This is a genomic window from Erythrobacter sp. K21-9 (genome assembly GCF_055808355.1).
The window spans coordinates 2,939,510-2,956,567 of record NZ_CM147866.1 but is presented as its reverse complement, the minus strand read 5'-3'; the positions used below and the strand labels follow the sequence as shown (position 1 = coordinate 2,956,567).

Here is a 17,058-nt window from a genome sequence, read left to right as displayed (position 1 = left end):
CCATGGCGCATATTGCAACGATTCTTCTGCTTGGCTCCGGTGAACTGGGCCGCGAATTCGTCATTTCAGCCAAGCGGCTGGGCGCACGGGTCGTCGCCTGCGATGCCTATGACGATGCCCCGGCAATGCAACTTGCCGATGAGCGGGAGGTATTCTCGATGCTCGATGGCGATGCTCTGCGCGCCGCAGCCGAGAAGCACCAGCCCGACCTGATCGTCCCCGAAATCGAAGCGATCCGCACGCAGGTTCTTGCGGACCTGGAGCAGGAGGGGTTCAATATCGTCCCATCGGCGCGGGCAGCGCAGCTCACCATGAACCGCGATGCGATCCGCGATCTTGCCGCAGACGATCTCGGCCTGGTCACGTCGCGCTATCGCTATGCGACGAACCTCGATGAAGTGCGCGCTGCGGCTCGGCACAGCGGATTGCCCTGCGTGATAAAGCCGGTGATGTCCTCATCGGGCAAAGGCCAGACCAAGGTGAATGGCGAGGCCGGGCTTGAGGCAGCGTGGGATTACGCCGTCGCCAATATGCGCGGCGACCGGGCGCGGGTCATCGTGGAGGAGTTCATCGACTTCGATTACGAGATCACGCTGCTGACCGTGCGGCACAAGACCGGCATCAGCTTCTGCCCGCCGATCGGCCACCGGCAGGAACGCGGAGATTACCAGGAAAGCTGGCAACCTGCCGCCATGAACCTGGACGTGCTCGAACGCGCGCAGGACATGGCGGCCAAGGTGGTCGAGGCGCTGCAAGGCGAAGGGCGGGGCTGGGGGCTCTACGGCGTTGAGTTTTTCGTGCGCGGCGAGGACGTGATCTTTTCCGAACTGTCCCCGCGCCCGCATGACACCGGCATGGTCACGCTGATGTCGCAGGACCTGTCCGAATTCGATCTGCACGCCCGCGCCGTACTCGGCCTGCCCGTGCCTGCGCAGATCGCCACGTGCCCGGCGGCATCGGCGGTAATCCTTGCCGACCGGGACAGCGAGGATTTCACCTTCGAAGGACTGGCCGACGCGCTCGGAATTGAGGGAGATGTCGACGTGCGCCTGTTCGGCAAGCCTGTGACCCGGCCCTATCGGCGGATGGGCGTGGCGCTTGCCAGCGCTGACGAGACCGGCGAGGCCCGCGCACTTGCTGCAGAGGCCGCTCGCCGGGTGCGGATCGTCTATCCTGCCGGCGGCAGGGCGGATGGAGGCGGGGCGGGCTGAACGCCACCCGGCCCTTGCTTGCGCCGGCGGAGCCATTTCCAGATGATGCCCCCGCTGATCGCGAGCAGCAAAGCCTCCAGCGCGATGACGAAATTGCGGGCCTCTTCGGCGACGCCGGTCCATTCGGTCAGCCATGCGATGACCTTCTGCGCAAACGAGGGTTCCAGCTCCACCGTGATCGGGATCGGGAACGGCCTCACCGGAACTTCCTCCACGATCTCCCCGCCGCGTTTCAGGATCCGGGTCAGGCGCAGCTCGCGCTCCTGCTCCCCGGCCAGCGGCGTGACATCCCATTTCGGTGCGAAAGCATGCGGCCCGGATCGCAGGATGGTGAGGCACTGAGGGTTTTCACCTTCGATCCGGAAGTCGGTGCTCACCGTGGCCGTCAGCCTGAAACACGTCTCGCGCGTATATTCGACCAGATTGTCGCTGTTCGGGAGCGGATCGCGCTCGCCCTCGTCCGTTGAGGAGTTCTGATCTGGCTCGATAAACCCGTCTTCTCCGGAAACGCGCACGATGCTCGTCCGCTCGATGAAGGCCGTGAAGGTCGTCGTCTCGTTTTGCGTCATCTCGAGCGGGCGAGGATTCAGCCTTCCGATCGGCAGGTCGCGAATGAAACGGAAGTTCTCGATCTGGTCGCCGCATTCGGCGATGCTGTCGCTCAACTCGCACGCACGCAGCAGCAGGTTCGCCTCCTGCCGCACAGTGTCGTTCAGCACATCGAAGGGGTATTCGCCTGCCAGGATGCTGCCCGCACATTCACGCGGATGCAGGCCGATCGCCGCGCATGTGGCCAGCACATCGCGGACAGATGCCTCGGTCAGCGTGCCCTGTCCGGTCAGCCACGCATCGCGCGCGCGCAGCATCGCGAAATGGTCGCGCGCAATTCGTGCCGCGGCTTCGGGAGATGCCGCGTATTCGATGGCCGAGGCAAACTCGCCTTGGCCGCCAGCGGCTGGGGCGCGCGTCTCGCTCGCTTCTGGAACGCGGCGCGTCCTGGTATTGCCGGATCCGGTCGACTGCCCCCAGCCGGCGGCCATCCCGCCGCTTCCTCCGTTCGGACTTGGCAGGGGCGTCGGCGCCGGTGTAGGCGAGGGTCCCGGATCGCCCGTTTCCCACCCCATCGGCGGAGGGGAAGGTGGAGGAGGCGGAGTTATAACGGCCGGCGAGGGGGGAGGCGCTACTATGCCAACATCGGTTCCAGACGTTGAGCAGGACGTTATCGAAAGGCACCCTGCTGCCAGTAAAAACGACAAGTTACGCTCGCGCAGCATACCGAAACCCCAATCTGCAATTGCAATCCTATATCACATCAACTGACAAGACTTGGATACCTATTGTGATAATCGGATCGACCTTATTTGCTTGGCATTCGTCCTTCTGAGAATTTATCCAAAGTTATCTAAATTTTAGCTGGAAATTACATGAAAGACTTCCACAAGACCGTATCGCTGATGTCCGAATGCGAACAGGCGCTCACGCTGAGGTAGGATGTCGGACCCTCTCATCCTCACGCTAAGCTGTGCTGACCGGCCAGGCATTACCGCGCGCGTCACCGGGTTCCTGTTCGAGCGCGGCTGCAACATCCTCGACGCGCAGCAGTTCAACGACCGCAGCAGCGACCAGTTCTTCATGCGGGTCGCCTTCGATCCGACCGGCACGGATACACCAAGCCTGCGCCGCGAGTTCGAAAAGCTGGCGACCGGTTTCGGCATGACGTGGAAGCTCGCCGCGCAAGACAGGCCGCGCCGGGTCATCATCATGGTCAGCAAGTTCGATCACTGCCTGGTCGACCTGCTCTATCGCTGGCGCACGGGCGAGCTCAATATCGATCCAGTTGCGATCATATCGAACCACCCGCGCGCCGCTTCGGTGCGGATGGATATCGGCGAAATCCCGTTCCACCACTTGCCGGTGACCAAGCAGACAAAGGGCGAGCAGGAAGCCGAAATCCGCCGGATCGCCGCCGACACCGATGCCGAACTGGTGGTGCTGGCGCGCTATATGCAGATCTTCTCCGATGAGCAATCGGCGCATTTTGCCGGTCGCTGCATCAACATTCACCACAGCTTCCTGCCCGGTTTCAAAGGCGCGCGCCCCTACCACCAGGCGCATGAGCGCGGGGTCAAGATCATCGGCGCAACCGCGCATTTCGTCACCGCCGACCTCGATGAAGGGCCGATCATCCACCAGGATGTCGAGCGCATCACGCACGCCGACCCCGCCGAAGACCTCGTGCGAAAAGGCCGCGACATCGAACGCCGCGTGCTATCAGAGGCCGTCCGGCTGTTCGTGGAGGAGCGCGTGCTGGCCAATGGCAGCCGAACGGTGGTGTTCCGCGGGTAGGGGAGCGAAGCGATGAGTGTATCCGATGCCTTGGCAAGAGTGCTGGGCGGTTTTCCCGAGGCGCTGTTCGGTATCGGTGCGCTGGTTCTCTTCGCAATCGCGCTCTGGCTTGCCGACCGCAATGTCAGGCTCGCGCATGGCATGACAACGCGGGGCCGCATCACCGGTTACCGAGTTCTGCGCGATGATGAAGCCCACGACAGCTACGGCGCGATCTTTCGGTTCACCCCTGATGGTTCAGCGGAAGAATTCGAGGTCCAGTCCCAGAACGAATTTCGCAGTGAGCCCGGACCGCTCGGCGAAGCCGTGACCGTCCGGTATGACCCCGCCAACCCGGCGCGCGCCGAAATAACCTCGCCGCTGCGCCAATGGGCCGGCGTCGCAGCCGTGCTTGTCCTCGCGGCAGGAACGCTCACGGTGGCATGGCAGATGGGCGGACACCGCTGAGCGGTGCGCGCTACCGCCGTGCGACCTTGTTCGTTGCCCCTTCCAGACCCTTGTCCTCGTTTGCCCGGTGGATGACGTAAGCGCGGATCGCCTCGATCTCTTCCTCGCTGAGCGATTCCGCGAACGATGCCATGCCGTTTGCACTCAGCGCGCCTTCATGCACGATCGAGGTCCAGGTGCCGCGATTGCCGAGCGCGCCCGAGCGCCTGAGATCGGGCAAGTAATTTGCACCGACAGCTGCGGGGCCGTGACACACCGCGCAATAGCGCGCGTAATCTTCGCCCCCGGCGGCAATCGTATCCATGCTCGCGCGGCTTACCGGCGGGTCCAGCGGCATGGCGGCAAGCTCCGGCATGTCGGGAAGCGTAGCCTCACCGCCAAGTTTGAAGACGAGCAGGCGGCTGATATTGCGCACCGCGCCGTCCTTGTCGATCAGGCCGCCATCGGTCGAGGTCGAGAACGCGCCGCCCCAACCGGCCAGCACGGCGACATATTGCTCGCCATCGACCGTATAGGTAATCGGCGGCGCGACGATGCCGGTCTGTGCGCCGAAGCTCCATAACTCCTCGCCGCCCGCTGCATCATAGGCCTTGAACGTGCTCGACTGGTTGCCCTGGAACACGAGGCCGCCTCCGGTCGCAAGCAGGCCGCCATTCCAGGGACCGGAATGCTCGACGCTCCAGCGGGCCTCCTGCTTGACCGGGTCCCATGCGACCAGCTTTCCGCTTATCGTGCCTTCGATCTCGCGGCGAATACCAAGATCCGGCGGCAGGTCGTTCGCCGCCATGTCCATGCCGACATTGAAACCGCGCGCGCGGTCAGGTTTCCAATTGTCTTGCGGCGCATAGATCCATGCCGCCTCGAAGGCCGGGATGTAGACCAGGTTTTCGCCAGGGTGGTACGCCATCGGGTGCCAGTTGTGGCCGCCGAGCGGCCCGGGCATGATGAGCGCAGGCTCGCCCGTCTTGTCGATCCGCGCTTCGGGATTTTCGATCGGGCGACCGTTTTCGTCTATGCCTTCGGCCCAGGTCTGCGGGATGTAGGCTTCGGCGCTGATGAACTCCCCGGTGGCCCGGTCGATCACATAGAAAAAACCGTTCTTGGGTGCCTGCATCAGCACCTCGCGCATTTCGCCATCTATCTCCATATCGGCGAGCACGATGTGCTGCGTGGCGGTGTAGTCCCAGGTCTCGCCCGGCGTGGTTTGATAATGCCAGACATATTCGCCGGTATCGGGCCGGATCGCGACGATGCTGGAAAGATAAAGGTTGTCACCTTCACCGGTGCCATCCTCGCCCGGTGAGCGGTAGGCGCGGTTCCACGGAGATCCGTTGCCGACGCCGATGTAGAGCAGGTCGAGATCGGGGTCGTAGGCCATGGAATCCCACACTGTGCCGCCGCCGCCAATGGAATCGTTGCCGGCGAGCACTTCGGTGTTCCACGTCTCGGCTGCGACCTTGAGGTATTCGGGTGAACCCTCATCCTCGGTTCCTTCGGGCACGGTGTAGAAACGCCAGGCCTCTTCGCCGGTTTCCGCGTCATAGGCTGCGACATATCCGCGCACGCCGAATTCCGCGCCGCCATTGCCGATGATGACCTTGCCATCGATCACGCGCGGCGCGCCCGTCACGGTGTAGCTTTGCGCCTGATCGACAGTGACGGTTTCCCATTGCACGGCGCCGGTATCGCGGCTGAGCGCGACGAGACGTCCATCCAGCGTGCCGAGGAAAAGGCTGTCGCCCCATGCGGCAAGACCGCGATTGACGGTATCGCAGCAGGCTTTGACCGCAGTTTCGCCGGGCACCTCGGGGTCGTAATCCCACAGTGGCTCACCGGTTGCAGCGTCGTATGCCTTCACCTTGCTCCACGCTGTAGTGACATAGAGCTTCCCATCCATCACGAGCGGCGTCGCTTCCTGCCCGCGTGCGGTGTCCATGTCGGCAAACCATGCAAGTCCCAGATCGCCGACGTTGCCTGCGTTGATCTGGTCGAGCGGAGAGAAACGTTGTTCGGAATAGGTCCGCCCGTGGCTCATCCAGTTGGCGTGATCGCCGTCCGCGCCGACGAGCATTGCCTGCGTTATCCCGCTCTGCCCTGCGAATTGCTCCTCGAAAGCGCTGTCGCAGCTGCCCAGCGCCAGCGCGCCGGTTGCCAGAATGGGCAGCGCCCAGGTTCTGATGTTCATGGAATCCCTCTCCCTTTGGTGGTGCATGTTGCCGCGTGAAGGAGTGCTTGTCCATCGCCGCCACGCGCGCCTATTGAAAGCGCGAGGATATTCGAAAGGACTGCGACCATGTGCGATGAGGCGAAGCTGAAGACCTGGGCGAAGAATACCATCAGCCGGCGGCAATTCGGCGCTCTCGCCGGATCGGCCGTGGGCGCAGCGGCGATCGCGGCGTGCGCTCCGGCCGTCGGGGAAGCCGAGGGCGCAAATGAAACCGGCTTGTCGATGTTCAGCGACGCGGTGTCCTTCGCGACCGAGGACGGAACGATGGACGGCTTTCTCGTCTATCCAGAACAGGGCGAGGAATATCCGGCGGTGATCCTGTGGCCCGATATAGCTGGTGTCCGCCAGTCCAAGATCGAAATGGCGATGCGGCTGGCGAGTGAAGGATATGCGGTGCTGGTCGTGAACCCCTATTACCGCGACGTGGCGGGCGAGCAATTTGCCGACTTTGCCTCTTTCATTGCAGCGGAAGGGTTTTCCAAGGTACGCCCTTGGCGCGAGAAACTGACCGCCGAGGCGATCCAGCGCGATGCGAAGGCGATTGTCGGCTGGCTCGATGCGCAGCCGCAGGTGGATAGTGCGCGCGGGATCGGGACGCAGGGCTATTGCATGGGCGGACCCTTCACCATCTGGAGCGCGGCGGCAGTGCCGGACCGGATCAAGGCAGCGGCCAGCTTCCATGGCGGCGGGCTGGTGCGCGAGGACGATCCGATGAGCCCGCATAATGTGCTGGACCAGGTCGATGCACGCCTGCTGATCGCTGTGGCACAGGATGACGATGCCGAAGATCCGGAAGCGAAGTCGACCTTCGGCGAGGCGGCGAAAGCTGAGGGGCTGACCTTCACGGTGGACGTATATAGCGGCGACCACGGCTGGACCGTCCCTGACAGCCCGGCCTACAATGAGGCCGCCGCCGAGAAGGCTTATACCGATCTCAAGGAACTCTATTCCATGGCGCTCTAAAGCTGCGCCATCCGTCTGACACGCGCGGGTTTTCCTACTTGGAACGTGCGCGCTACAGCGATGGAATGCACCGCGATCCCTCCCCGTCCAGCCCGTCTGCGGCGCGTTTTGATCGCGGTCAGGAGAAGGCGGGGATTTTTGCCCCAGGACACTGTCTCATGTGTCTCATGGACGAGCGATCAGAGTTCGGAGCCTGCGCCGCTCTCGGGTCGGGAAACGCCGCGCGCAATGCGCTCCTTGTTGCGCTCATTGCTGCGGCCAAAGCAGCCGAACCTGTGATAACGGGTCATCCACTTGTCGAGAAAAAGGCCAAGCGGACGCGGCTCGATCCCGAGGTCGGCGAAAGTGCGGTGCTCGCCCGAGACGACACTGCCGGGTTTGAGCAAGGTCCACTGGTCCTTGCTCATCGGTGTGCCGGGCAGGCTGGCAAATGCCGAGGACAGTCCGTCCGGCATCGCGATGAAGCGCCGCTTGCGCCCCTGCGCTGCGGCGATACGCTCATTGATCTCCATCATGGTGAGCTGTTCGGGACCGCCAAGCTCGTAGATATGGCCGCCATGCTTCGCCGGGTCTTCCAGAGCGACCGCAATCGCTTCGGCAACATCGTCGGCAAAGACCAGCTGCAGCTTGGCATCCGGACCAAACACCGGGAGCACCGGCAGCATTGAGATCATCCCGCCGAACATGTTGAGGAAGTTGTCGTCCTTACCGAACACGATCGAGGGGCGCATGATCGTGGCGCTCGGGAACGCCTCGAGCACGTTGGTCTCGCCCTTCGCCTTGCCGCGCGCATAGGCAGCGCTGGAATCCTCGTCCCCGCCGATGGCGCTGACATGGACCATCGCGGAGGCATCGCCTTCACTGGCGAGGCGGGCAATGGTGCCGGGTGCTTCGCCCATCAGCTCCTCCAGGTCGCCGCTGAACGCGCCCACCAGGTTGACGACGTAATCGGCCCCGTGAAGCGCGGCGGCGACGCTGTCCGGCTTGGTGATGTCGCAGCGCGCAAACTGGAGCTGGCCAAGATTGGCGAGCGGTTGCAGCGCAAATCCCTTCTCCGGATTGCGGCTGGCAATGCGCAGCCGCGCTCCGCGTTCAAGCAGGCTCTGGGCGACGTAATTGCCGATATACCCGCTGCCGCCAAAGACGGTGACGAGCTTGTCGGCGAGGGGAGAGGTCTTGGTCATGATCGAATGATCCCGTGCGGTCATGAGGTGCGTGTGTTCAGCGTTGATGCGTGTGTGCCCAATGCGTCAACGCGGCGCCGTGGGCAAGCGTTCCTGTGCGACAATCGTCACAGGCGAGGTACACAAAGCGTTGACAGCACGGCGCTCCGCTCGCTATTGGCCCGCGCCTACCGGCGAGCGGTATTCGATGACCAGCTCGCTACCCGGTGCCCAGATGGCGGAATTGGTAGACGCACCAGCTTCAGGTGCTGGCGCTCGCAAGGGCGTGGAGGTTCGAGTCCTCTTCTGGGCACCATTTTTCCTCAAGGCTCGGGTACACAGCCGTTGACTGTGGCCGCTATGCCGGGTGCGAGGGCTTGCAGGTCATCGCATCGGAACGCGCCTCCTTGTTCAGCCGCAGTCTCTATGATCGCTGCGAAAGCGTCGCGCGGGATTACGCGGGCGCCTCGGCTGAGGAATGCGCGGCGCCAGCGATTGCTTCCTGCGACAATCTTAGCGAGTTCCGCGACTGCAGGGCCGTCCACATCCGAGAAGAGGTCTGCGCCGAATTCCTGCAATAACGCATCCTGCGTACTCCTGATCAGGAACAAGGCGGTATATCTCCGCGCCGCTTCGGCTTCATCGCCGGCCGCAAGTGCCAGTCTGAGCATCGATTCCTGAGCTGCCGGGTCGCGCCAGCCGCGCTGCGCTGCGACCTGGATTGTGACGAAGCCCTCGTCTTGGTGTCCTGCCGCGAATTGTGCCTGCGCAAGCAGCCGGAGGGTCTCTGCGGGGATGGGGCGCCGTTCCACCAACAGCCTTGCTTCGGTAACCGCGCGGTCTGCATCGCCGCTCTGCTGAGCTATGGCTGCCAACTGCGCTTGTGCGAACCCTCGGAACGGCTCTGGCGTCAGGGGCGCATAGGCTGGCTGGATTGCCGATTGCCGGTCGATCTGCACGGAGACCGTGATGGCAGCGATTGCGGCAAGCAGGGAATACCAGGCTAGTCGGCCTATCATTGGGTTTCGCTACCCCTGTCCATTGCAGACCGAGCCAGCAGAAGCAGGGCAAAGCTTGCAATCGCCAGCATGGCCTGGTTTCGCAGCGGGTAATCGGTGATGGATTGAAGCGCGATAGCAAGCAGCACCGCGCCGCCTCCCCAAGCGATCCATCGCCATTCGGACCCCCGGGCGCGCCAGCACAGCCAGCCTACCAGCAGCAGCCAGCACAGGATGAGGACCATTCCAGGCGCGCCGGCCTCGATTAAGACTTCAAGGTAGTCATTGTGCGCCCGGCCTGCGCGGCGCACGGTCGTGTTCTCGAGCGATTCGTCGACCTGAAACACCTCGTCGAAAGTGCCCATTCCCGATCCGAATGGAGCATAACGTGACGCGGCATACTCACTGTCCTCCCAGATGTAGGTCCGGGCGTCACTTCGCGATTCGAAACGCTCGATCGTATCGCCGACCCTGCCCGGAGCGGCGACGATGATGGCCGCTGCTGCTGCGAGAACAAGTGCGATTGCTCCGGGAATAATCAGCCGCATCCGCTTCGATCCGCTGAAGTGCCGAGCCAAGTTTGCTTCGCGCGTCCAAGAAATCAGACGCAGCGCCGCGAGCGCCATCGGCAGTGCGGAGATCACGAGGGCCGTGCGCGACTGCGTCAATATTATCGCCGTAATCAGGAGAAGCGCGCAGCCGACCCTTGCAGGCGCTATGATCGGGTGCCGTATTGGCGCGGGCAGCACAGCTGCGAAGGCAAGGGCCGCGATCAGGAATACGCCGGTGGAGTTGCGATTAGCAAACGTGCCTTTGAGAACCACATCGGCGTGTTGTCCATCATACAGATTACCGGTCGAACCCAGCGAGGTCACCTGAGCGATCCCCAACACGACATTCGCCAGACCAAGCCCGATCACGATCCAGCCGACAAGGACCAATCGATCGTGTGACAGAGCCCAGCCGGCGGACAAGATGGTGACCGGCACGATAAGCCCGGTCGCCGCGACCAGCGTTCGGATCGGATCGACGCTAGCCGGAGCCCATCCCGATCGACCGATCAGCTCGAATGACTGCTTTACGAGCTCCCGGCCAGGAAGCGCACTCCAGACCGGCTCCGGCAACGGTATCAGCTGCAGCATAGGCACCATAACGGACAAGCCGACCAATATTCTGAGCGCCATGGGAGCGCGTGTCCAGAATTCCCAGACAGCCTCCCGGTTGATCGCAAGCACCGCGAGGGCCGTGAGCTGGACGCAAAGGTTCAGGAGGCCATATCTGGCTCCGCCTCCTCCCATGAACACTGCGACTACAATCAGCACCGCGATTGCCACGAACGGCACAGCCGCTGGAGACTTGTTCAATCCCCGTGGTGTTCGCGAAGGGGCGTGCGGCAGGGCCTTGGACATTCGCGCTCCAACCAAAAAGCGCACGGACCGTTAAGACCGTGCGCTCAATTATCGTCCGTCACTGTTCAGCCGCGATGAGACTGCTTCACGTCCCTGGCGACTGATCGTCTTCATCGTCGATGATAATGATGACGCCAGCGGTGGCCAGCAATGCGATCAGCGCAAAGAGCAAACGTTCATTGAAGAAGGCGCCATCCAGGTCTTCGCCTGATGCATTCCGGGCAGTGCCCGGCTGCGAGACAGCGCTGGACGAATAGATCGTCGCGTTATCGCCTGCGCGGGTGTTCGCCTGAGCCGCAATCGGGGTCAGAACCATGCTGGCTGCGGCGGTGGCAACGGCGAGCCGTGAAGCGATCTTCCTCATCAGTATGGTTTCCTCAAGCAAAATTACAAAATGGTGCCTAGTGCAGTGCAGCACGGATTACAACAACTCCTTAGGGGAAACACGTAAATGAACTCTGACCCGTGCTGAAACAGCGACAAATGATTGAGTCTGCGGCTCAATCCATGCCTCCAAGCAGCAGATCATAGCGGGAAATGTCGCCGCCGGTGACTATCTGGTCGCCGCAAACGAGCCATGCATGCGCCCCGAACGTGCCGTCTTCAGGGCGTTCGACGCCAATTCTGATCTCGCTTGCCATACCGCGCGATGCCAGCCAGTTCTGACCAGCGATGGCCTGGATAAGGCAGTCGCTGCGCCACGGCAGGCGGCGCGCTATGCGGGGAAGAACATATGCAACGCGCTCGGCAAATCCCGGCGGCGCGTTGACGGGCTTAACCGTCCGTGTCCTCGCTGCCTTGTTGAATGCGGGAATGTCGCTCGACTTGAGGGTGCGAAAGATCATTTTCGCGCGCAGCAGCTCGCTCAGACCGCGCAGGCTGTAGGGCAGGAGCCAGCGCAAATCGCGCAATCGCGGTTTTTCTCCTTCGCGTGGCACCGTGTCACTTTGTGTTCCCATCATGCTTGTCTAATGCCACGCACGGTTTCAAAAGGCGATATAGCTCGCCGCGATCGGAATACCTTGGTCTTCCAATCGCAATTTGGGAAAATCGTTCGACAAGGTACTCCATGCGCGCCGCGACAATCGCATCGAAGCTCGAGGATCCGGCCTATCTCGACCTGCACATGGCCGCTGTCGCATCGTGCGCGCGTGTGGGCACGCCGAGATGGTACGATGCCTTGTTTCACCGCCGATACCAAGCCGCGAGAATTTATCTCAGGGAGGTCAGGCCGGAGGCACTCCGACATTTCGAAAGCGAGTTCGAAAAGCTTCTTCCGGATCCGGATTTCGAGGTCAAAAAGATCGACAACCTGTTCGATGCGGATACCACCGAACGCATCGCACAAACCGTTCGATCAATGCCTCATTGCTCGATTTCGAGATCATGAGATCAAATCGTTCGGACGGCAAGTTGTTCAAGATGATCCGTACTTCCTGCAATTGCAGTCGGAACTCCTCCCGCTCGTTAGCGATCTGGTTCAGAAGGATCTTGTGCTCGGATACAATTTTCTGAGCCTTTATGGCGGATCGGGTTCTTGCGCACTTCACATGGACGAGCCGTTCGCGATGTACACGCTGGATTATTGCATCGAGCAGAGCGCCGAGTGGCCGATCCACTTCAGCAACGTCACAGATTGGCCATCGACCGAATTGATGAACGATTGGCAGCCACGAGACGTCTTGGAAGAATCGCGTCTCACTTTCAGCTCACACGCGCTAAAGCCGAACAATGCGGTCATTTTCAATGGCAGCTCTCAGTGGCATTATCGCGATAAAATCGAGCCCGGAGCATTCTGCAACCTGCTGTTCCTCCATTATTATCCAAAGGGTTGCGAGAACCTCGTCCGTCCGGCTCGCTGGTCTGATCACTTCAGCATTCCAGAGCTGGTTCCCTTGTGCGATTTGTTCGTTGAAGAGACTGCGAAGGCTTGATGTCTCAGATTGCCGCGATTTTCGCCAATGTGCCAATCGACGCGCGGTGCTTCAAATCGATGATGAGGTCGCTCGAGGACAGGCCTCATGATGCCAGCGGCTCGTGGACTTCCGATCGACAGGCCGTGGCTGCCTGCACGCTGCATACGACCGAAGAATCTCTCGATGCGGATCAGCCGCACGTCACCGAGGACCAGCGTGTAGCTCTGGTCCTTGACGGGTATCTGACCAATTACGAGGAACTCAGACGAGACCTGATCGAGCGCGGTGTCACCTTGCGCAATCGGTCGGACGGAGAGTTGGCGCTGCGTGCCTATGAGCAATGGGGTCAGGACTGCGCCCGCCATCTAGACGGCGAATTCGCAATCATCGTCGCGGATGAGCGCAACCACCTGATGTTTTGCGCGCGTGACCACCAAGGGCTGCGCCCGCTCTACTACACGTACCGACAACGGCGTGTTCATGGCGGCCTCGAACGTAGCGGCTCTGCTCTCAGGGATGAAGACGCGGCCCGAGCCCAATTTCGAATTTCTGGCCGAGCTGTCGATCGCGCAATTCGCCTCGATCGAGCATACCGTCTGGAAAGGCATCTATCGTCTGCCGATTGCCTCGACCCTCACGCATTCCGATGGAAAGCAAAAGATCTCGAAATATTACACCTTGCAGACTTCGGAAGTGCGCGATCTCCGATCTGACGACGAGTATGCCGAGGCGTATCTCAATATGCTCAGCGACGTTGTCAGGCGGGCCTCGCGCGCTCTTGGCCCGCTGGCGTTCGATGTCAGCGGAGGCTTGGATTCCTCGGCGCTCTATTGTCTCGCTCACCGGCTCGCGGATAGCGGCGAACTGCAGGCTCGCTCCATTCGCGGCTACACACTGACGGGCGAGCCGGGTTCTCGCGCCGATGAAGTAGAGTTCGCCCGCGCAGCAGCCCGGCACGTTCACGGCAACCTTACAGAAGTTCCGCTGTTCCTGCCGCCGCTCGACTGGTTTGCCCAGCTGACCAGCCGAGAATCCGATATAGCGACCTTCCCCAATGCTTCCCATTCCATCGGCGCCGAAAACCAGATGGTCCGCGATGGTGCCAAAGTCACTATCGGAGGAAATGGCGGGGATCAGTGGTTGGACGGGTCGAGCGCACACCTAGAGCAAAACTTGAGAGCGGCACGGTTCGGGCGGTATTGGGATGGCATCAGATCGGAAGTGGGCGCGCAGGGTTTGCTCAAAGCCTTGCCTTCGGCCATGCGCCAGACAATTCTTGCCGCACTCCCGGACGGCTTTCGCGCTCATCTGCGTCAGCTCAGAAATGATCTGACCAGCGCATATGGCCCCTCGCATGACTATGTGCCGGAACAGATAGCGGCATCCATTCGCGCCCGAATGAAGCAAAGGGATGCGCAGATGCCCGGAAATCCCGTCGCAATGGGTCAACAGTCTTCTTTTCTGTCAACCTGGACGCAATTCGCGAACGACCTGATGAGCAGGCAGCGCGCAGCATCGGGCATCGAAGGCCGAAGCCCCATGCTCAGCAGGCAATTCATCGAATTCTGCAGTTCGTTACCAGAGGATTTGAAACGGAGGGACGGGCTTGGGAGGTGGGTGCACCGCCGGGCGCTTGAAAACGTCCTTCCAGCGCAAATTGTGCACCGCCGAACGAAAGCAGCTTTTTTTGCGTGTCTTGAAGCCGAACACGTAATCGCGCTAATTCTGGCTGGGTGGCCCAAGGCGATGGATCAAGCCGTTGATAAACAAGCCTTGAGCGCGGTGCTCGATGCGAACACGGACGACAGCAGGCGCGCAGAAATGTTATTTGAGCTATGGGGCATCTTCATGGTTCGGCAATTTTTACTGGATATTGCAGCGCAACAACGATAGCTTGTGCTGCTAAAGCTGAGGAATGATAAGGGCGAAATGACAATGTCGAAGGCACAAAAAGAATTCCGGCCTTACGCCACACCCAAGGTGAAGGTTTTCGGATCGGTCCGCAATCTCACGGGCGGCAGCAACGGCGGCGATGCTGATGGCTTCAGCAGCATGCGGATGATGTTTTGACGCTCTTCTTCTAATTTTCGTACAGCTTCAATGTCCGGCGTACTGGCCGAACATATCTCGTACCTGACACTCAAGGGCAGGTACGATCTCTACAAATCGGCGCTAGATGGCAGCATCGAGGATGGCGATGTCGTGGCCGATCTCGGTTGCGGCGTGGGCGTACTCGGCCTTCAGTGCCTCCATGCAGGCGCTGCCAAGATATACGGCATCGATAGCAGCAAAGCCATTCACGTCGCTGAAGAGACGGTCAACCGCGCGGGCCTGACCAACAGGTATCAATGCATTTCGGGATCCACTTTCGACACGGCGCTTCCCGAGCCGGTCGATGCACTGGTGTGTGACCATGTCGGTTTCTTCGGTATCGACTACGGTATCGTTGACATGATGCGCGATGCAGCAAAGAGGCTACTCAGACCAGATGGCAAGATGATCCCTGACAGGCTTTCGCTGCATTTGGCCGGAGTTTCGTCGGACAAAGCAGAAAAGGCAGCAAGTGCGTGGTCGAGTGGCTCCGTACCGGAAGAATATCGATGGCTGGACGGGCACGCGCGCAATTCAAAGTACCCGTTGGAGTTCCTAACGGAAGAGTTGTGTTCGCGCGAAGCGCAACTTGGGCTCGTCGTTCTTGGCCCGGACGCCGAAGATCTCTTCACATTCTTTGCAGAACTTGAGATTGAACGCGATTGCGTTTTCCATGGGCTCGCCGGTTGGTTCTCAGCGCATCTGGGCGCGGGTGTCTGGATGACAAACTCCCCGTTTGATGAAAGCAATATTGGTCGAGGGCAGGCGTTTTTTCCGGTTTCCAAGCCTTTTGCAGTGCAAGCGGGCGACCGGATCGGTGTGACAATTCGCGCCCGGTCGGATGGTGAATTGCTTTCGTGGAACATCCAGCCTCCCGGTGACGCGGCCCTGCAGAAGCAGTCGACTTGGTCAAGCATGATCCTCACGGGCGATGATTTGCCCCAGCGTAACGGAGAGCCTGTCAGGCTGACGGATAAGGCGTCCGACACAGCCTATGTCCTGTCCTTTGTGGATGGGAAGCGAACCTCGGAACAGATCGAGCAAGCCGTTCTGACAGAGCGCCCGGAACTCCGTCCTACGCGCAGCGCTGCGATAGATTTTGTGCGGAAGGTTCTGGCCCGGAACACTTCTGCGTGACCAGGCAGGAAATCCATGAGCCGCGCGCCCAAGCCGATTTGGGCAGCGATCCTTATGATCGCTGGGTGACGCCCGCGGGGCAGTTCATGGCTGAATTCCATCGCTGCGAACAAGGATATCTCGTGCGCTTTCCTGACGAGGTGGATTTTCTGATCTCGGCAGATTGCACGGCGATAGACGCCTATCCCGCCGAAGCGGCCGAGCCGAAAGTGATCGAACGGCTGCTCCACACGGCCATAGCCCCGATTATTGGCAATCATCAGGGCGGGCTGTTCCTGCATGGCAGCGCGGTTCGCGTGGGTGAGGAAGCGATCGGCTTCCTGGGTGTTTCGCGGTCCGGCAAGACGACACTGGCTGGTGCATTCGCCAAGGCTGGCTACCCGTTCATGACCGAGGATGTGATCGACCTTGAGGTCCGGTCGGAAGGGCACTGGCTTCGCCCCAAACACTCGGCTCTGCGCCTTTTCCCGGATAGTGCCGAATTCATTCTTGGCCGCGGCCAGAGGTTCGACACCAGCGAGGGCAAGGTGGAGTTGCGGCCCGGAAGCAGTCTTGCATTTTCACAAGACCCCGCGTGTCTGCGCCAGCTCTACATCTTGGGGGAAGATCACGAGGCTGCATTGTGTATCGCACGCATGAATGAGCAGAAGGCGCTGGCCTCAATGATGCCGCACGCTTTTCTGCTCGATGTCGAGGACAAGCCTCGTTTGCGAGGACATTTCAGCCGGCTGGCATCGCTGGCACACGAAGTAGAATGCTTTGCGCTGGATTATCGCCGCGAGTATACCGAATTGCCCAGCGTCTGCGATGCGATCCTGACAAATCTGCGTGAAGGTAAGGAACGAGATGAAACTGACTGACACTATCCGCGCTTGCGACGACGTTGTGGGCCGTGAAGTCGGCGGTGAGATGGTGCTGCTCAATCTCGCGAGCGGGCTCTATTTCGGGCTGGACCCGGTTGGCGGCAGAGTGTGGCAATTGCTTTCCGATGAACCACGCAGCGTGGCTGCCTTGCGCGACGCGATCGATGAAGAATACGATGCTCCTAAGGACCGGATAGAGAAGGATATCATCGATCTGGCCAGCGACTTGCTCGCAAAGGAGCTTGTGGAAATCGCGGCCTGTTGAGCGACAGCTTGCCTGGATATCG

18 protein-coding genes, 1 tRNA gene and 1 pseudogene are annotated in these 17,058 nt (G+C 60.9%); 13 read left to right on the top strand and 7 right to left on the bottom strand.

The genetic code is table 11. From position 1 onward, the window contains the following. Positions 1-2 precede the first annotated feature (2 nt). Complete coding sequence (gene purT / locus AC0L39_RS15215; protein ID WP_473259126.1) at positions 3-1,211, top strand: formate-dependent phosphoribosylglycinamide formyltransferase; 1,209 nt, start codon at positions 3-5, stop codon at positions 1,209-1,211. Here the strand turns inward: purT and AC0L39_RS15210 are convergent. Then, positions 1,169-2,251, bottom strand: coding sequence for a hypothetical protein (locus AC0L39_RS15210; RefSeq protein WP_473259124.1), 1,083 nt, complete (start codon positions 2,249-2,251; stop codon positions 1,169-1,171). The two genes, purT and AC0L39_RS15210, sit on opposite strands and share 43 nt — an antisense overlap. A gap of 451 nt (positions 2,252-2,702) precedes the next feature. Between AC0L39_RS15210 and purU the strand changes: the two genes are divergently transcribed. Beyond that, entirely contained in the window at positions 2,703-3,557 is an 855-nt protein-coding gene (gene purU, locus AC0L39_RS15205) for a formyltetrahydrofolate deformylase (RefSeq protein ID WP_473259123.1), read from the top strand. A gap of 12 nt (positions 3,558-3,569) precedes the next feature. Further along, positions 3,570-4,004, top strand: coding sequence for a DUF3592 domain-containing protein (locus AC0L39_RS15200; protein WP_473259121.1), 435 nt, complete (start codon positions 3,570-3,572; stop codon positions 4,002-4,004). A 10-nt stretch (positions 4,005-4,014) separates the two neighbouring features. Here the strand turns inward: AC0L39_RS15200 and AC0L39_RS15195 are convergent, their stop codons facing one another. Further along, positions 4,015-6,189 carry a PQQ-dependent dehydrogenase, methanol/ethanol family gene (locus AC0L39_RS15195; protein ID WP_473259119.1) on the bottom strand — a complete coding sequence of 725 codons (2,175 nt, stop codon included), beginning with the start codon at positions 6,187-6,189 and terminating at the stop codon, positions 4,015-4,017. A gap of 108 nt (positions 6,190-6,297) precedes the next feature. Between AC0L39_RS15195 and AC0L39_RS15190 the strand changes: the two genes are divergently transcribed. Continuing rightward, the gene (locus AC0L39_RS15190) at positions 6,298-7,194 is read left to right on the top strand and encodes a dienelactone hydrolase family protein (RefSeq protein WP_473259117.1); all 897 of its coding nucleotides are present in this window, start codon (positions 6,298-6,300) and stop codon (positions 7,192-7,194) included. A 179-nt stretch (positions 7,195-7,373) separates the two neighbouring features. On the opposite strand, the gene AC0L39_RS15185 is transcribed toward AC0L39_RS15190, so the two are convergent. Further along, positions 7,374-8,378 carry a complex I NDUFA9 subunit family protein gene (locus AC0L39_RS15185; RefSeq protein ID WP_473259116.1) on the bottom strand — a complete coding sequence of 335 codons (1,005 nt, stop codon included), beginning with the start codon at positions 8,376-8,378 and terminating at the stop codon, positions 7,374-7,376. A gap of 208 nt (positions 8,379-8,586) precedes the next feature. Between AC0L39_RS15185 and AC0L39_RS15180 the strand changes: the two genes are divergently transcribed. Further along, positions 8,587-8,673: transfer RNA gene (locus tag AC0L39_RS15180), tRNA-Leu, on the top strand. Between the two features lie 7 nt (positions 8,674-8,680). Here the strand turns inward: AC0L39_RS15180 and AC0L39_RS15175 are convergent. From AC0L39_RS15175 to AC0L39_RS15160, 4 genes are all read right to left on the bottom strand, one after another. Further along, positions 8,681-9,376, bottom strand: coding sequence for a hypothetical protein (locus tag AC0L39_RS15175; protein ID WP_473259115.1), 696 nt, complete (start codon positions 9,374-9,376; stop codon positions 8,681-8,683). Next, positions 9,373-10,719, bottom strand: a complete 1,347-nt coding sequence (locus AC0L39_RS15170; protein WP_473259113.1) for an O-antigen ligase family protein — start codon at positions 10,717-10,719, stop codon at positions 9,373-9,375. The genes AC0L39_RS15175 and AC0L39_RS15170 overlap by 4 nt, the downstream gene beginning before the upstream one ends. A gap of 130 nt (positions 10,720-10,849) precedes the next feature. Then, a complete protein-coding gene (locus AC0L39_RS15165; RefSeq protein ID WP_473259111.1) occupies positions 10,850-11,128 on the bottom strand; it encodes a hypothetical protein in 279 nt (92 codons plus the stop codon). 136 nt (positions 11,129-11,264) lie between these two features. Then, complete coding sequence (locus AC0L39_RS15160; RefSeq protein WP_473259109.1) at positions 11,265-11,675, bottom strand: lasso peptide biosynthesis B2 protein; 411 nt, start codon at positions 11,673-11,675, stop codon at positions 11,265-11,267. A gap of 158 nt (positions 11,676-11,833) precedes the next feature. Here AC0L39_RS15160 and AC0L39_RS15155 point away from each other — a divergent pair, with 158 nt between their 5' ends. The 8 genes and pseudogenes from AC0L39_RS15155 (at position 11,834) to AC0L39_RS15120 (ending at position 17,036) form a co-directional block, all read left to right on the top strand. Continuing rightward, positions 11,834-12,154: a hypothetical protein gene (locus tag AC0L39_RS15155; protein WP_473259108.1), complete on the top strand. Its 321-nt coding sequence runs from the start codon at positions 11,834-11,836 to the stop codon at positions 12,152-12,154. Positions 12,155-12,314: 160 nt separating this feature from the next. Beyond that, positions 12,315-12,698, top strand: a complete 384-nt coding sequence (locus AC0L39_RS15150) for a hypothetical protein (protein WP_473259106.1) — start codon at positions 12,315-12,317, stop codon at positions 12,696-12,698. Then, a pseudogene (locus AC0L39_RS15145) lies at positions 12,698-13,099 on the top strand (hypothetical protein); the annotation flags it as partial. The gene AC0L39_RS15150 and the pseudogene AC0L39_RS15145, both read left to right, overlap by 1 nt. Positions 13,100-13,106: 7 nt before the next feature. Continuing rightward, positions 13,107-14,573, top strand: a complete 1,467-nt coding sequence (locus AC0L39_RS15140) for an asparagine synthase-related protein (protein WP_473259105.1) — start codon at positions 13,107-13,109, stop codon at positions 14,571-14,573. Between the two features lie 42 nt (positions 14,574-14,615). Then, positions 14,616-14,750: a hypothetical protein gene (locus AC0L39_RS15135; RefSeq protein WP_473259104.1), complete on the top strand. Its 135-nt coding sequence runs from the start codon at positions 14,616-14,618 to the stop codon at positions 14,748-14,750. Positions 14,751-14,780: 30 nt separating this feature from the next. Further along, positions 14,781-15,908, top strand: a complete 1,128-nt coding sequence (locus AC0L39_RS15130; protein WP_473259102.1) for a 50S ribosomal protein L11 methyltransferase — start codon at positions 14,781-14,783, stop codon at positions 15,906-15,908. 86 nt (positions 15,909-15,994) lie between these two features. Then, a complete protein-coding gene (locus tag AC0L39_RS15125) occupies positions 15,995-16,768 on the top strand; it encodes a hypothetical protein (protein WP_473259100.1) in 774 nt (257 codons plus the stop codon). Further along, complete coding sequence (locus AC0L39_RS15120) at positions 16,755-17,036, top strand: PqqD family protein (RefSeq protein WP_473259098.1); 282 nt, start codon at positions 16,755-16,757, stop codon at positions 17,034-17,036. The genes AC0L39_RS15125 and AC0L39_RS15120 overlap by 14 nt, the downstream gene beginning before the upstream one ends. Positions 17,037-17,058 lie beyond the last annotated feature (22 nt).

Excerpts from the sequence above, each read along its gene's own strand:
- purT (WP_473259126.1), top strand. The coding sequence starts at position 3 with ATGGCGCATATTGCAACGATTCTTCTGCTTGGCTCCGGTGAACTGGGC.
- AC0L39_RS15210 (WP_473259124.1), bottom strand. The coding sequence starts at position 2,251 with ATGGCCGCCGGCTGGGGGCAGTCGACCGGATCCGGCAATACCAGGACG.
- purU (WP_473259123.1), top strand. The coding sequence starts at position 2,703 with ATGTCGGACCCTCTCATCCTCACGCTAAGCTGTGCTGACCGGCCAGGC.
- AC0L39_RS15200 (WP_473259121.1), top strand. The coding sequence starts at position 3,570 with ATGAGTGTATCCGATGCCTTGGCAAGAGTGCTGGGCGGTTTTCCCGAG.
- AC0L39_RS15195 (WP_473259119.1), bottom strand. The coding sequence starts at position 6,189 with ATGAACATCAGAACCTGGGCGCTGCCCATTCTGGCAACCGGCGCGCTG.
- AC0L39_RS15190 (WP_473259117.1), top strand. The coding sequence starts at position 6,298 with ATGTGCGATGAGGCGAAGCTGAAGACCTGGGCGAAGAATACCATCAGC.
- AC0L39_RS15185 (WP_473259116.1), bottom strand. The coding sequence starts at position 8,378 with ATGACCAAGACCTCTCCCCTCGCCGACAAGCTCGTCACCGTCTTTGGC.
- AC0L39_RS15175 (WP_473259115.1), bottom strand. The coding sequence starts at position 9,376 with ATGATAGGCCGACTAGCCTGGTATTCCCTGCTTGCCGCAATCGCTGCC.
- AC0L39_RS15165 (WP_473259111.1), bottom strand. The coding sequence starts at position 11,128 with ATGAGGAAGATCGCTTCACGGCTCGCCGTTGCCACCGCCGCAGCCAGC.
- AC0L39_RS15155 (WP_473259108.1), top strand. The coding sequence starts at position 11,834 with ATGCGCGCCGCGACAATCGCATCGAAGCTCGAGGATCCGGCCTATCTC.
- AC0L39_RS15150 (WP_473259106.1), top strand. The coding sequence starts at position 12,315 with ATGGACGAGCCGTTCGCGATGTACACGCTGGATTATTGCATCGAGCAG.
- AC0L39_RS15135 (WP_473259104.1), top strand. The coding sequence starts at position 14,616 with ATGTCGAAGGCACAAAAAGAATTCCGGCCTTACGCCACACCCAAGGTG.
- AC0L39_RS15130 (WP_473259102.1), top strand. The coding sequence starts at position 14,781 with ATGTCCGGCGTACTGGCCGAACATATCTCGTACCTGACACTCAAGGGC.
- AC0L39_RS15125 (WP_473259100.1), top strand. The coding sequence starts at position 15,995 with ATGGCTGAATTCCATCGCTGCGAACAAGGATATCTCGTGCGCTTTCCT.
- AC0L39_RS15120 (WP_473259098.1), top strand. The coding sequence starts at position 16,755 with ATGAAACTGACTGACACTATCCGCGCTTGCGACGACGTTGTGGGCCGT.